Raw genomic sequence first — 13,843 nt, forward strand, 5'->3', positions numbered from 1 at the left:
TTCTGCACAAGGCAAAATTTGCCGCATTGTCATCCTATAATAGAGGCGAAAACGCGAATGCGGTCGGAATGAAGGATTTCACTTTTCCGGTCCGCCTTCGCGAGAGCCAAGGGGGTTCACAGTGTCCAGTGAAGAGATCATCGACGTCGCGCCCGTCGATGCGGACAAGACCACGTCATCGTCGCGCAAGCGGCTGATCGTGATCGGCGCGGCCGTGGCCGTGCTGCTTGTCGGCGGGGTGGGCGGCTATTTCGCCTATCGCCAGTTCGCCGGTGGCAGCAGCGCCAGCAGCAGCAGCGAGAGCGCTTCGTCGGAGAGCGGTTCGGAGGCCTCGAAGGCCGGCGTCTCCTCCTATGTCGAAGTGCCGCCGCTGGTGGTCAACTTGCGCGGCAGCGATGCCTCGGCGCGCTTCCTCAAGTTGCGCTTCATCATTGTCGCCGCGGACGAGGGCAAGGCCGCCAAGGTCAAGGAAAAGCTGCCGGTGGTGCTCGACGCGCTCCAGCCGTTCCTGCGCGAACTGCGCCCGGATGACCTTGACGGGTCGGCGGCGGTGTTCCGCATCAAGGAAGAGATGATGCGCCGGACCACGCAGGCGCTTGGGCCCGGCATGGTCAGCGACGTGCTCATTCAGGACCTGATCCAGCAATGATCGACGATTTCGACGACTTCCTGCTGCCCGATCCGCCGAAGATGGAGGCGTCGGGCGACGATACCTTCGATCAGGCGGGCATCGATGCGCTGTTCGGCTTCGACGGCGATGCGCCCGCACAGCCCAAGAGCGGCCTCAAGGCGGTCATCGAATCCAATGTGATCAGCCACGAGCGTCTGCCGATGCTCGAGGTGGTCTGCGAACGCATGGTGCGCACGTTTGCCACCAGCATGCGCAACCTCACGTCGGACGCCATCGACGTCAGCCTGGAGGAGATCACCTCCACCCGCTTCGGCGAGTTCATGAACCGCGTGGCACTGCCCGCCATGTTCGGCGTGTTCCAAGTGACCGAGTGGGAGAACTACGGCGTCGTCACGGTGGAATCGAGCCTGATCTACGCCGTGGTCGATGCCCTGCTGGGCGGACGCAAGGGCAGCCGCCCGATGCGCGTGGAGGGCCGCGCCTTCACCACGATCGAGACCATGCTGGTCTCCAAGATGGTGCAGCTGGCGCTCGACGACCTGTCGCAGGCGTTCGAAGCGATCGAGCTGGTGAACATGCGGGTAGAGCGCATGGAATCGAGCCCGCGCTTCGCCGCCATTGCCGGGCCCAGCAACATCGCAGCAGTCGCGACTTTCCGTGTCGACATGGAAGGGCGCGGCGGCAAGTTCAGCGTGCTGCTGCCCTATGCCACGATCGAGCCGGTGCGTAACAAGCTGCTGCAACGCTTCATGGGCGAAAAGCTCGGGCGTGACCGCATGTGGGCCGCGCACATGGCCAGCGAACTCACCCACACCGAAGTCACCGTCGACGTGGTGCTGGGCGAGAAACAGATGAAGCTGCGAGAGGTGATGAACCTCAAGGTCGGCCAGACCATCGCTTTCAGTCAGAGCCCGAACGATGCGCTTCAGGTCCAGTGCGGCGGCGTGCCGCTGGGGATCGCGCATATCGGGCAACGTTCGAGAAACATCGCCGTGCGCATGGCGAACGACATCTCAAGGGGGTATCCGAAGTGAACACTGCCACCATGATCAACCTTTCGCTGGTTCCGCTGTGCATGGCCGTGCTGGTGCAGGGCTGGCGGATCGACCGCCGGATGAAGGCCTTCCGCAATGCCACGCTGACCGATGGCATCATGAGCCTGGAACATGCCACCGCGCAGGCGCGCGGCGTGCTGGGCGAACTGAAGCGCGTGCTGGCGACCGACGGCATCGCGCAGGCCAACACGATTGCCGAAGCCGAAGCCATGCGCGATGAGCTTTCGATGATGGTCGGGATCGGCAATGCCGTGGCCGAGCGCATCGTCGCTGCCGCCGCGCAGCCGGAACAGAAGGCCGGTGCCCGCACCGGCCGCAAGCGCGCCGTCAAGGCCGAAGCTGCCACTGACGCCGCAACCGGCGAGAAGGTCGTCGAAAAGGCCGCTGGTAAGGCGCCCGCCCGCAAGGCGGCGGCTCCCCGCAAGAGCCGTGCCCGCAAGGCGCCCGCCCGCACGACGGCGCCGATCCAGAAGGCAGATCCGCTCGTCGAGGCCGCTATCGCCGCTGCCATCGCCGAGGCCGGTGAGCTTTCGGCCGAAATCGTCATGCACCCGGCACGCGCCGCGAACGCCCAGCGCGCCGCGGCATGACCACGGCAACCGCCAATCTGCCCGTTCCGGTTACCGGAATGAGCCGGCTGATGAACGCGCTGCGCGGGATGACCCAGCCCTCGCGCCTGTTGTTCGGTGTCGCCGGGGTGGCGGTCGTGGCCAATGCCATGGCGCTCGCTGCCGCGCCCGAGCCCAATGCGGCAGCAGGGGGCGCGTCTTCGGGCCGCCTTGGCGCTTCGCTTCAGGACGCACTCGGCAAGCGGGACCGCGATGCGGCGGCCGAGCGCCGCAAGCTGGAAATGCGCGAGCAGGCCGTTCGCGCCGGTGAGACGCGGCTGGCCGGGCAGCTTCAGGGCCAGCAGCCCGGGCAGCCGGCTCAGCCGGGCGCTCCGGCGCCGGGACGTTCCGGACAGGACCAGCCCGAGGTGCCTTATGACACGCTCGCGCAGATCTATCAGCGCATGAAGCCGCAGCGCGCCGCGCCGATCTTCGAGAAGCTCGATCTGGAAGTGCAGACACAGGTTGCGCGCCGCATGCGCGATCAGGTGACCGCGCAGATCCTGTCCTACATGACGCCCGCTGCGGCGGTCGAACTCTCGATGTCTCTGGCAGGGCGCAAGGTGGTGCATGTGCGGACCCCGCCGCCGGTGGCGCAGACGCCGCCGCAGACGCGGCCCAAGCCGCAGGCGAAGCTTGCGGGGCCGGCTAAGGTGCCGGGGGCTCCGGGACAAGCTCCGGTGGCCGCGCACTGATTTTGGGGTAAAGCGCTCCCCTCAGGGGGAGATGTGACGAAGGGGCACACGCTGCGCGTGGGGCCCCTTTGTTGTATTTGCGGTAGCGCGGATCAGCTGCGGAAGGCGGTGGCGCGCACGATGAGGACGCGGGCCACGCTCGGATCGACGCGCTTGAGCGCAGGGGTGAGCGTCTGCGACAGTCGCTCGACATCGAGCGCGGCGAACGGCGAGGCACGGAGCCGGGCGAATTCGATGGAGGCGGCCAGCGATGCGGCGCGCAGTTCCGGCATCCGCCGTGTCAGTTCGGTGGCCGTGGAGGCGGATTGCGCCTCAACCACCACGCGTACGTGCATCACGCCGTCGATCCGTCCGGCGTCGACGATCGGGGTATCGATCTGTTCGAGCGTGATGAGATTGGCGGGATCGACTTGCTTCGCGGCCTGCGTGGCTGCGGGCGCGAGTCCGGCAGCCGCAGCAAGGGCCACGGCGAGGGCCGCGGTGGCATTGAGGGCGCTTAAGGACATGCGGAACTCCAGTTACATGTATGCGTCTGATAGACAGGACGAATACGGATAGCGCATGGCCCACGAGGGAGCCTGCTCCTCTATAATAGAGTGGATTCGGTAACATGCGGTAAACGTCGCAGGGGGCGCCAAGAATGAACACCAATACCAGCCCGGCCAAAGTCCGGGTCTTGTCCTCGGGCATTCCGGCTGCGGAGCCTGCGCGTCGGCGCGGCGATCCCGGCAATACCGGCGGATCTGACAAAGGCGAGCAGGGCGCGTCGGCCCCGTCTGTCGTTGCCAATGCCAAAGCGGGTCAGGATGACAATGCGAGCCCAAGCTTGTTGTGGGTTGCCGGTGCCATCGTTCTTTTCGTGATCGGCAGCACGGTGGGCGGGCTGTTCGTGACCACTTCGCTGCTGTTCCCCGGCATATTCCAGTGATCCGTTCCGCCATGACGCGTTCGCGTTCGACGAAGGCATTGCTGCTCGCGGCCAGCGCCGCGCTCTTGCCCGGTGCCACGGCGGTTTCGGTTGCTCCCGCTGCATCGCCTACCGCATCGCCCACCGCGTTACCGGCCGCCCTCGCGGCTCCCGAGGCTGGTCCGCAGGCGCTTCCCCCTGCCTCACGCCTGCCCGGCTTTGCGGCAGACCTTGCCCAGCAGCCGGTGATCCTGGGCCCTTCGGCCTGGGGCGCGATGACGCAGGCGGCGGCGTGGGACCGGATCTCCCGTGTGCCGCAACCGCAACTTCAGCAGGCGCGCTGGGACTATGCGCGCAGCCTGGTCGGCGCCGAGCGCGGCGCGGAGGCTTTCGGCGTACTCGAAGTCATGGTGCAGGACGATCCCGACCTTGCCATGGTCGACAGCTATCGCCTTGCGCGCGGGGCGGCCCTGACGCTGCTCGGGCGCAATGCCGATGCGGTTGCGGCGCTGTCCTCGTCCGGCCTTGCGGTCAATCCCGAGGCTTGTGCCTGGCGCCTGCGCGCGCTGGCGGCGAGCCATCTGGCCGAACAGGCGCTGGGGCAAGTGGCCTGCGCCCGCCCGGCCTTGCGCGCGGCGCGGCCCAAGCCGTTCGTGCTGGCTGCCGCATTATCGGCGGTCGAGGGCGGGCAGCCGGACAAGGCGATGGAATGGCTCCAGCCGATGCCGGACAGCGATCCCGCCGCCAACCTGCTGCGCGGGCGCGCGCAACTGCTGCAAGGGCATGGTGACGAGGCGCGGCTGCGCTTCGCCCGCGTCGCCCACTCGGGCACGATGGAGCAGCGCACCGATGCGCAGCTCAGCGAGATCGAGGCGCGCGTGGCTGCGCATACGATCGGCATGAACGATGCGCTGCGCCAGCTTGAAGCGCTGCGCTACGGCTGGCGCGGCGATGCCATCGAGCAGCGCGCGCTGCGGCTGACCTACCGGCTTCAGGACGCGCGCGGCGATATTGCCGGCGCGCTGGAAAGCGGCGCCGCCCTGCTGCGCGGTTTCGGGCTGGAGGGGCAGGATGCGACGATTCTGCCCGCACTGCGCGCCAAGCTCACCGCCGCGCTCGATCCTTCGCGCAACCTGCCGCTCGATCAGGCCGCGGGGCTTTACTGGGACTACCGCGACCTAGCGCCCGGCGGTGCCGAGGGCGACCTGCTGTCGAGCCGTCTGGCCGAGCGTTTGCAGGCTGCCGGGCTCTACGAGCGTGCGGCAGACCTGCTCGATTACCAGCTTTTCGTGCGCGCGGGCGATCTTGCGCGCGGGCCGCTCTCGGGCCGGGTGGCGAGCCTCTATATCCTTGCCGGCCGTCCCGACAAGGCGCTGGAGGCGCTGCGCAAGTCCGAGGATCCGAGCTTCCCCGACGCCATGATCGGCGAGCGCGACCGGGTGGAAGCCGTGGCGCTCAGCCAGATCGGCCGCATCGACGAGGCGCTGGCGGTGCTCGACACCGTGCCCGGCAGCACGCCGCTACAGGCGGAGATCCTGTGGAAGCACCGCGACTGGCAGCGCTATGCCGATAAGTCCGCGTCCAGCCTGCCGCCGCCGCGTGCGCTCGATCAGGTCGGGCAGGCGGTGGTGCTGCGCCATGCGATCTCGCTGGCCATGCTCGGCCACGAGGATGCGCTGACGGCGCTGCATGCGCGCTATGCCGGGGCGTTCAATGGGCTGCCGACCGCGCCGGTGTTCGAGATGCTCACGTCGCATCCGATGGGCGCCGATGCCGGTGCGCTCGGCCGGGCGATGGCGGCTCTGCCCTCGGCCAGCCCGGCTGGCGACCTTGCCGACCTGATCGACCGCGCGCCCGATGTGGCCCCGGTTCCGACCAAGCAGGCCAAGCACTGAGAGCAGCGGGCGATACCCAAACAAAAAGGGCAGGAGGTCGAACCTCCTGCCCTTTTTGTTTGGCGACAGTTCCCGGAAATCCGGGAACCGTTTGGCTCAGGTGAGGTAGTTCGTGAGCGACATGCTCGAAAGCTGCGAGAACACCGAGTAGCTCGCTTCCAGGATGGTCTGGCGCTGCGTGATGTCGATCGCGACCTGGCCAAGGTCCGCGTCCTCGACCCCGCCGATCACTTCGGTGAGCAGGTTGGAGCGGTCGTCGGCACGCGTCGACAGCGTATCCACCTGGTTCTGGCGCTGGCCGTTGACGGCGTTGACATTGCGGACCTGCGCAAGCCCGGTGTCGAGCTGGCCCAGCGCGGTCTGGATCGCGGTCTTCTGGTCGTCGGTCAGCTTGTCGCCGAAGGGGCCGGCCTCGGCCAGCGTGCGGAATGCCGGGATCAGGCCCGAGGCGGCGTCGCTGGCGGTGATGCCGTACTGCACGTCCACGCCGTCACCCATGCGGGCCGACTGGTGCACATCGTCATTCGCGAAGGCGTCGGCGGCATTCAGGCCCTTGGTGTCGTCCAGCGTCTTCGGCAGGAACGGCGAGGTCGAGGTCTGCGAACCGGCGAACAGCGGCACGCCGCCCGACGTGGCATTGAGCGATGCGCGGACATCGCCGAAGGCGCTTTCGACGGTCGACTGGAGGCTGGGCGAATCGCCGGTGCCCAGCGCCGTCATGAGCTGGGTGCGCAAGTCCGAAAGCGAGGAGTCGATCTGGTTGAGATTGGCATCGTAAAGCGACAGCGTGGTCGAAACGGTGCTGGCGACCGCCTTGTAGCTCTGCTGCTGGGCCAGCATCGAGTGCGCCGACAGCGTGCGCACGGCGTCGAGGCCGAGGCTGGCATAGTCGGGCGCCTTGGAGCCCGTGGCAAGCTGCATCTGGCTGACGGACAGGCTTTCCTGCGAACGCGCGATCGCGCTCGCAAGCGTGTTCTGCATGGGAATAGTGGCAACGCGGGTCATCTGCTGCTTCCTTATCTGATCATGCCGAGCAGGGCGTCGTACATGTCCGAGGCGGTGGTCATCACGCGGGCGGCGGCGCTGTAGCTGTTCTGGAGCACCACCATCTGGGCCAGCTCTTCGTCGATGTTGACGCCGGCATAGCTGTCGCGGCGGCTGACCGCGTCGTTGAGCCGGGCCGAGGCATCGTCGTTGGTGTCGGAGGCTTGCGAGGCCATCGATCCGATGCCGCCGACCAGAGCGTTGGCGAAGTTGTCGATCGTCTTGCTGCCGTTCTTGCCGAAATCGGCATTGGAGGACAGCGCGTCGATGAAGGCGGTGGAATTGCGGAAGTCGCCCGCGCCCACGGCCTTTTCGCCCACGGCGGCAGTGAGCTGGAGCTGGGCGAGCGGCACCTTGGAGGTATCCGCCAGCATCGCCGGATCGACTTCGGCGTTCGCCAGCCCGCTGGCATTGCCGGTAAGGCCCGAAAGCGCCGAGAACGAAAGGCCGGTGCCGTTGCGGTTGGTCGAATCCGACGGGATCGAGATCGACGATCCGGCGCTGGAGGCATTGGGGGTGAACGCGACGCGGCCGCTGTCGTCCAGCGCGAAGCTGCCGTACTTGGCCAGCGGACTGGCGTTCAGGTTGTTGATCGTATCGCCCCAGGTGTCACCGGCTGCACTGGTCAGGGTGTACTGGGACAGCACTTTGCCGTTGGAATCGCGCAGCACGATCTGAGAGGTCTGGCCGGCAGTGAAGCCGGTCGGATCGCTGGACGTGAAGCCCGACGGGGCCAGCGCGCTGCTGTCCGAGCGGATGATGTTGTTCAGCCCGAAGAACTGCGAGAAGCCCACGCCCGCGCGGTCGCTGGGGGTATCGGGATCCTGCGCGATGGCGATGCCGTTGCTGCTCGACGCCGCACTGATCGACAGCACGCCCTTGGCGTCGATGCTGGCGGTGGCATCGGGCGAGAGGCCCGCGTTGATCGCTGCCACCGCGTCATCCACCGTGGCGCCGGCGCCCAGGGCGTCGAAGTCGATGGTGGTCTTGTTGATGAGGGTGCCGTCCTTGCCCACCACCGCGAACGTCGCCTTGCCGGTGAAGCCGAGGCGGTCGCTGCCGACAAGGCCGTTGGCCTGTCCGGTCATGGTATTGGGCGGGGGCAGGGTAGTGCCCTCGTTGGAAACCTTGTTGAGCTGCTGGGACAGGCCGCTGAAAAGCTGGCCGAGCTGCTCGTTGAACTGCGGGAGCACGCGGTCGCGCATGTCCAGCAGCCCGCCAAGCTTGCCGCCCACCGAAGTGGAATCGATCTTCTCGCCGGTGGCGGCGCCCATCGTGCCGTCATCGGCGGCGAAGCGGATATCGATCGAGGGGTACGTCGCCTGCGCGGCACCCGCGCCCGAATTGTACGAAAGCTGGCGCAGGCGCGTGTCGAGCAGGGTCTGGCCCGAGGCGGTGTCGATGAAGACGCGCCCATCGCTCTGTTCGCGCACGTTCACGCTCATCAGCCCGCTCAGTTCCTGAAGCGCGGACATGCGCTCGTCGGCGGGGCCGGAGGTGCTCTGGCCAAGGCCCTGGAGGCGGGCGACCTGGTCGTTGAGGTCGTTGATCTTTTGCAGCAGCACGTTGGAGCGGGCGACCGTGTCGCTGACTTCGCTCTCGACGTCGGACTGGAGGCTCGAGACGTCCTTGGTCAGGCCGTTCAGCGTGTCCAGCGTGTTCGAAATATTGCTCGTGAACAGCGCGATCGACTGCGAGGTGCCCTGAAGTCCGCTGATCTGGGAGACCGCGCTGGAAATGGACGACAACTGCGCCGTGAGGCTGGACGTGGAATCGGTGGCGCCCAGCAGCGACTGGAGCCGGTCGAGATAGGAATTGGCCGCATCGCTCCGGCCGGCCGCGCCTGCACGCTGATAGACCGCGTTCTCAAGGAACTTGTCCGCCACGCGCGAGGGCTCGCCGACGACAACGCCGCTGACCTGGCCTCCCGATACGGACGTCGCCAGCGACACCTTCTGCCGGGCGTAGCCGGGGGTGTTGACGTTGGCGATGTTGTTGGAGACCGTTTGCATCCCCGCCTGCGACGCCGAAAGGCCCGACATGGCGGAACTGAGAATCTGGTTGAGGGACACGTTTCGGTTTCCTGCAAGTCTCGTGAAGGGATGGGAAGGGGATTTTGGAGTACCGGCTGGAAATGCGCCTTGGCGCATTTCCAGCCAGACTAAATCACCTCTTCAGGTTGCTGACTTCCTGAAGCATGTCGTCGACCGTGGTGATGATCTTCGACGAGGCGCTGTAGGCGCGCTGGTAGATGATCATGTTCGAGAACTCGGACGCGAGATCGACGTTCGAGGCTTCGAGCGTACCGGCCGACAGATCGCCGCCGCCCAGCGAGCCGGGCTCGTTGATCGAGGCATTGCCCGAATCCTGCGAGGCCGCGTAGGCATTGCCGCTGATGCGCGTCAGGCCGTCCGGGTTGGCGAACGTCGCCAGCGGAAGCTGGTAGATCGCGCGCGAGGAGCCGTCGTCGAACACTGCGCTGACGACGCCGTCCTTCGAGATGTTGACCGACGAAACGGTGCCCAGCATGCCGCCGTTGGCGCTGGAGTTGAGCAGGGCCGAAGCGCTGCCGAACTGGGTCAGGCCGTCGAGACCGTCATCGCTGCCGAGCTTGAGGCTGATCGGTTCCGAACCGGCGCCGTTGGCCCAGCCGATGTCGAGGTCGGAGAACAGCGCGGGGCTCGAACCGGCAACGTCGAGGCTGCCGTCGGCATTGAAGCTGATCGTGCCGCTGGCAAGCAGGCCGGTGGTGGTGGCAGTGCCGCCAACGCTGGCCACATCGGCGGGATCGCCCGAGATTTCGGCGGCCCACTGGTTCGTGCCGGTCTTGGTGTAGTTGAACGTCAGCGAGTGCGAGGTGCCCTGCGCGTCATAGACGACGACCGAGCGCGAGAACTGCGGCGTCACCGCGCCCGAGGTCATGTCGCCGGCCGTGTAGCCGGTGACGGGATCCGCGGTGGAATCGAGGTTGGCGCGCATCGAGACCGTGGTGGTCGGCGTGGCGGCGCCGGTCAGCGCATTCGGCTTGATCGGCTGAAGCGACGACATGCTGCCGTTGTTGACGTAGTTGCCGTCAGCATCGAGCGGCCAGCCGGTCAGGTAATAGCCTGCGGTGTTGACCAGGTAGCCCTGCGGGTCGGTCGTGAACGAACCGGCGCGCGTATAGGCGATCGTGCCGCTGGCGTCGGGGCTGGAACGCACGACGAAGAAGCCGGCGCCGTCGATGCCGATGTCGGTCAGGCTGGTCGAGGCCTGCAGCAGGCCCTGCTTGGAAATCAGCGCCTTGGGCGTGGCGGTAACGCCGCCGGCCGAGTAGCTGCTCTTGACCTTGCCGTCGGTGACGAGCGTCTGGAACTGTGCCGAGACGCCCTTGTAGCCCACGGTGTTGACGTTGGTGATGTTGTCCGCAACGGTCGCCATCGCGCTGGCTTGAGCGCCGAGGCCCGACACGCCCGCGTAAAGAGCTGAATAGAGGCTCATGTCATTCTCCTTGCGTCCGGGCCGGAAAATGGCGGTACCGGCATACGGACAGAGCATTGTAGGATGAACTGCACGCTCAACCGTGCGGATGTGCATGAAAAAAGCCTCGGGACCGTCACCGGGATGACTCACATCATCCTATAATCTGTGAAACGTGTTTCGGGGGCTGCACACATGACACTTCGCATTTCGCTCAAGAAGGGCGAGCCGGTGATCGTCAACGGCGCGGTGCTGCGCGCCCAGTCGCGGACCGACCTCGTCGTCGAGAATTCCGCGACGATCCTGCGTGGCCGCGATGTGATGCAGCCCGAGGAAGCGGTCACGCCCGCGCGTGCGCTCTATTTCGCCTGCATGATGGCCTATATCGATCAGGCCGATCTGCCGCGCCATCAGCAATCGGTGCTCGAACGGCTGGAAGCGCTGATGGACGCGCTGGAATCGCATGAGGCCAAGGCCGTCTGCATCCGCTTCGCCCAGAAAGTCGCGGTGGGGCAGTTCTACGCCGCGCTTGTCGACTGCCGCTGGCTGATCGCTTACGAATCCGACGCCATCGCTCGCTTCGCACCGGCCGAAGTCGCCGACGAAGCCGCTCCGGCCGCCTGAACGGGGCGCCGTCATGGCCAGTCTTGCTGCTGCTGCCGCCGGCTTGCGCCTGCTCACGCCCGATCAGCGTCATGGCCGGGTTGTGGCGGTGCGCGGTGCGCTGATCGAGGTAGAGGGCCTTGCCGGCGCCGCCCAGATCGGCTCGCGCGTGACGTTGCAGGCGCCGGGCGGCGGCGTCGAGGCGGAAGTAACCGGGCTCGACCGCGGCATTGCCCATTGCCTGCCGTTCAGTGATCCGCAGGGCATCGCCTCGGGCGCGAAGGCCAATCTTTCCGCCAGCCAGTTCGCGCTGCGCCCCTCGGGCGAGTGGCTCGGGCGCATGATCGACGGGCTCGGCCGCCCGGTCGATGACAAGGGCCCGCTGGCGCAAGGCGCGATCCTGCGCAAGATCAAGGCCTCGCCGCCGCCCGCCTCGTCCCGCGCGCGGGTGGGGACTTGCGTGTCGACCGGGGTGCGGGCGCTCGATATCTTCGCGCCGCTCTGCAAGGGGCAGCGGCTCGGCCTGTTCGCGGGATCGGGCGTCGGCAAGTCCGTCCTGCTCTCGATGCTGGCGCGCTGGACCGAGTGTGACGTGGCGGTGATCGGCCTGATCGGCGAGCGCGGCCGCGAAGTGCAGGAATTCGTGCAAGACGATCTGGGCGAGGAAGGCCTCGCGCGCAGCGTCGTCGTCGTCGCCACCTCGGACGAGCCCGCGCTGATGCGCCGTCAGGCGGCGTGGACCACGCTCAGCGTGGCCGAGCATTTCCGCGATCAGGGGCTCAATGTGCTGTGCCTGATGGACTCGGTCACCCGCTTCGCCATGGCGCAGCGCGAGATCGGTCTGGCCAGCGGCGAGCCGCCCGCCACCAAGGGTTACACCCCCACCGTCTTCGCCGAACTGCCGCGCCTGCTGGAGCGCGCCGGGCCGGGGCTGCCGGGGCAGGGGACGATCACCGGCCTGTTCACCGTGCTGGTCGACGGCGACGATCACAACGAGCCGGTGGCCGACGCCGTGCGCGGCATTCTCGACGGGCACGTGGTCATCACCCGCCAGATCGCCGAGCGCGGCCGCTATCCGGCGATCGACGTGCTGAAGTCGGTCTCTCGCACCCTGCCGCACGCGCTGGGAGAGAACGAGAACCACTTGCGCCTCGCCGCGCGGCGCGAGCTTTCGACCTATCGCGACATGGAAGAGATGGTCCGCCTGGGCGCCTATCGCGCCGGATCGAGTGAGGTGGTGGACCGCGCCGTGGCGCTGGCGCCGCGGATCGAGGACCTGCTCAAGCAGGGCAAGAACGAACGCGGCCATGCCGAAGAGAGCTTCGCGGCGCTCGCGGCGATCATGGAGGGCTCCGATGAAAACACCGTATGATGCCGCGCTGCGCGTGCAGCAGCGTGAGATCGATGAGATGAGCGTCGCCATCAGCCGCGAAGCGGGCGTGCTGGCCGCCGTCGAGCAGGCGCAGGCCGAGGCCAGCGCCGCCGTGCGCCGCGAGGCCGATCTGGCGGGCACCGACATGAGCGAAGGCCTCGGCATCCCCTCGCACGGCTATTTCGCCCGCAAGCGGGACGAACGGCGCCAGCTCACGAGCCTTCAGGCCGAACTCAGCACCCGGCTGGAAACCCTGCGTTCGGAAGCGGTCGAGGCTTTCGGCACCTTCCGCACCATCGAAAGCGCTGCCGATGCCTTCCGGCAGGAAGCCGAGCGCGTTCAGGCCAGCGCCGAGCAGGCCGGTATCGACGATCTTGCCGCAGTTGCCTTCCTCAAGGCCCAGCGCGCCATGCGCGACGGACAACGAACATGAGCGATCCGGTTACGGGCTCCGCTTCACACGCTGCCGGGCAGGCGGCGGCGCAAGTGCGCGCGCTCGATCCGGCGGGCAAGGCGCGGCTGATCTACGCGCAGGCGCGCAGCGAGATGTCCGACCGGCTCTGGCGCGCCGCGCTGGGCGATAGCGGTTCGGACAGCGCCAATGCGGATGGCGACCAGACGCGCCCTACCGACCGCCACGGCATGCCGATGAGCCTTGAGGCGCTGATCGGCCTGCTGGAAGGTGACGGCAAGACCGCACCGCAAGGGCCTTTCGCAGGCACCGTACCGATGCCGCAGCAGGGCGACGACCTCGGCGAGGGCGGCGGCAACGGCCGGCGCCGCAACGGCTCGGGCGAGGGCGACGACGGCGATGGCAGCACGCTTTCGCTCGGCCACGGCCCCAATGCGCGCTATGCGCCCACGCTCAGCGCGGCGGCGTCGCGCACCGGGCTGCCGGCACCGGTGCTCGCCACCATCGTCCATGCCGAGGCGGCCAAGGACGGCGACGGCCGCTGGCTGCCCTATTCCCGCAATCCGCGTTCGAGCGCGGCGGGCCTCGGCCAGTTCCTCTCGGGCACCTGGGAGGGCGAGGCCGAGCGCGAAGGCACCTGGCTCCACGCCACCGCCCGCGCCAATGGCTGGTTGGACGATCGCGGCCATGTGCGCGGCGATGCCCGCGCCGAACTGCTCTCGCTACGCTACGATCCGCAAGCGGCGATCGAGACCACTGCCGACTATGCGCGCGCCAATCTCGACGGTCTGCGCCGCGCCGGCGTGCGCATCGGCGAGGGCGTCGAGGACATTGCCAAGGCCGCCTATATCGGCCATCACCTCGGCCGCGGCGACGCGGTGCGCTTCCTGACCGGCAGTCTCGATCCCGACCGTGCGCGCCGTTTGCTGGACGCTCAAATCGGCGCGGCACAGGCCAGCCGCCGCATTGCCGCAGCCGGAAGCGCCGTTGCGGCGCACCGTTCGTGGCTGCTCGATTATGTTGGACGCACTATAAAACCAGCAAATTTCGCGGCCTGACGGGCATTTTGAGCGACTGGCCGAGGACCTCGGGGCTAGTGCTTAATTTTGATAAAATATAGGATAAAAGATTTCTTGTTATAGGATTGATGACGCGTTAAGAC

General features: G+C 67.3%; 14 protein-coding genes. 10 read left to right on the forward strand and 4 right to left on the reverse strand.

All coding sequences use genetic code 11. The features are described from left to right. The first annotated feature begins 121 nt into the window (after positions 1-121). Genes EDF56_RS14625 through EDF56_RS14640 form a run of 4 tightly spaced genes read left to right on the forward strand, consistent with a single transcriptional unit; the run spans position 122 to position 2,989 of the window. Entirely contained in the window at positions 122-649 is a 528-nt protein-coding gene (locus tag EDF56_RS14625; protein WP_132388694.1) for a flagellar basal body-associated FliL family protein, read from the forward strand. Further along, complete coding sequence (gene fliM, locus EDF56_RS14630) at positions 646-1,665, forward strand: flagellar motor switch protein FliM (protein ID WP_132388695.1); 1,020 nt, start codon at positions 646-648, stop codon at positions 1,663-1,665. Before EDF56_RS14625 ends, fliM begins: the two co-directional genes overlap by 4 nt. Then, entirely contained in the window at positions 1,662-2,276 is a 615-nt protein-coding gene (locus EDF56_RS14635) for a DUF6468 domain-containing protein (RefSeq protein WP_132388697.1), read from the forward strand. Before fliM ends, EDF56_RS14635 begins: the two co-directional genes overlap by 4 nt. Further along, entirely contained in the window at positions 2,273-2,989 is a 717-nt protein-coding gene (locus EDF56_RS14640) for a magnesium transporter (RefSeq protein WP_243652607.1), read from the forward strand. Before EDF56_RS14635 ends, EDF56_RS14640 begins: the two co-directional genes overlap by 4 nt. Before the next feature lie 92 nt (positions 2,990-3,081). Here EDF56_RS14640 and EDF56_RS14645 read toward each other — a convergent pair whose 3' ends face one another. Then, on the reverse strand, positions 3,082-3,495 hold the full coding sequence (locus EDF56_RS14645; RefSeq protein ID WP_132388699.1) for a hypothetical protein: 414 nt from the start codon (positions 3,493-3,495) through the stop codon (positions 3,082-3,084). A 134-nt stretch (positions 3,496-3,629) separates the two neighbouring features. Between EDF56_RS14645 and EDF56_RS14650 the strand changes: the two genes are divergently transcribed. Together EDF56_RS14650 and EDF56_RS14655 are read left to right on the forward strand one after the other, a co-directional pair. Continuing rightward, positions 3,630-3,917 (forward strand): hypothetical protein, encoded by a 288-nt coding sequence (locus tag EDF56_RS14650; RefSeq protein ID WP_132388701.1) that lies wholly within the window; start codon positions 3,630-3,632, stop codon positions 3,915-3,917. An 11-nt stretch (positions 3,918-3,928) separates the two neighbouring features. Then, the gene (locus EDF56_RS14655; protein ID WP_132389524.1) at positions 3,929-5,791 is read left to right on the forward strand and encodes a hypothetical protein; all 1,863 of its coding nucleotides are present in this window, start codon (positions 3,929-3,931) and stop codon (positions 5,789-5,791) included. 96 nt (positions 5,792-5,887) lie between these two features. Here the strand turns inward: EDF56_RS14655 and EDF56_RS14660 are convergent, their stop codons facing one another. The 3 genes from EDF56_RS14660 to flgE all read right to left on the reverse strand — a co-directional run bounded on the left by EDF56_RS14660 (position 5,888) and on the right by flgE (position 10,315). Continuing rightward, a complete protein-coding gene (locus tag EDF56_RS14660) occupies positions 5,888-6,796 on the reverse strand; it encodes a flagellin (protein ID WP_132388703.1) in 909 nt (302 codons plus the stop codon). An 11-nt stretch (positions 6,797-6,807) separates the two neighbouring features. Next, on the reverse strand, positions 6,808-8,907 hold the full coding sequence (gene flgK, locus EDF56_RS14665) for a flagellar hook-associated protein FlgK (RefSeq protein WP_165912198.1): 2,100 nt from the start codon (positions 8,905-8,907) through the stop codon (positions 6,808-6,810). Positions 8,908-9,001: 94 nt separating this feature from the next. Next, on the reverse strand, positions 9,002-10,315 hold the full coding sequence (gene flgE, locus EDF56_RS14670; RefSeq protein WP_132388705.1) for a flagellar hook protein FlgE: 1,314 nt from the start codon (positions 10,313-10,315) through the stop codon (positions 9,002-9,004). Positions 10,316-10,489: 174 nt separating this feature from the next. On the opposite strand from flgE, the gene EDF56_RS14675 reads away from it, so the two are divergent. The 4 genes from EDF56_RS14675 to EDF56_RS14690 are packed head-to-tail and all read left to right on the forward strand — an operon-like array spanning position 10,490 to position 13,739. Continuing rightward, entirely contained in the window at positions 10,490-10,918 is a 429-nt protein-coding gene (locus tag EDF56_RS14675) for a flagellar biosynthesis repressor FlbT (RefSeq protein WP_132388707.1), read from the forward strand. 13 nt (positions 10,919-10,931) lie between these two features. After that, entirely contained in the window at positions 10,932-12,269 is a 1,338-nt protein-coding gene (gene fliI / locus EDF56_RS14680) for a flagellar protein export ATPase FliI (RefSeq protein WP_132388709.1), read from the forward strand. Next, positions 12,253-12,702, forward strand: a complete 450-nt coding sequence (locus tag EDF56_RS14685) for a hypothetical protein (RefSeq protein WP_132388711.1) — start codon at positions 12,253-12,255, stop codon at positions 12,700-12,702. Before fliI ends, EDF56_RS14685 begins: the two co-directional genes overlap by 17 nt. After that, positions 12,699-13,739, forward strand: a complete 1,041-nt coding sequence (locus EDF56_RS14690) for a peptidoglycan-binding protein (protein ID WP_243652608.1) — start codon at positions 12,699-12,701, stop codon at positions 13,737-13,739. The genes EDF56_RS14685 and EDF56_RS14690 overlap by 4 nt, the downstream gene beginning before the upstream one ends. Positions 13,740-13,843 lie beyond the last annotated feature (104 nt).

Origin of the sequence: Novosphingobium sp. PhB165, assembly GCF_004341845.1 — a bacterium.
Classification (GTDB): domain Bacteria; phylum Pseudomonadota; class Alphaproteobacteria; order Sphingomonadales; family Sphingomonadaceae; genus Novosphingobium.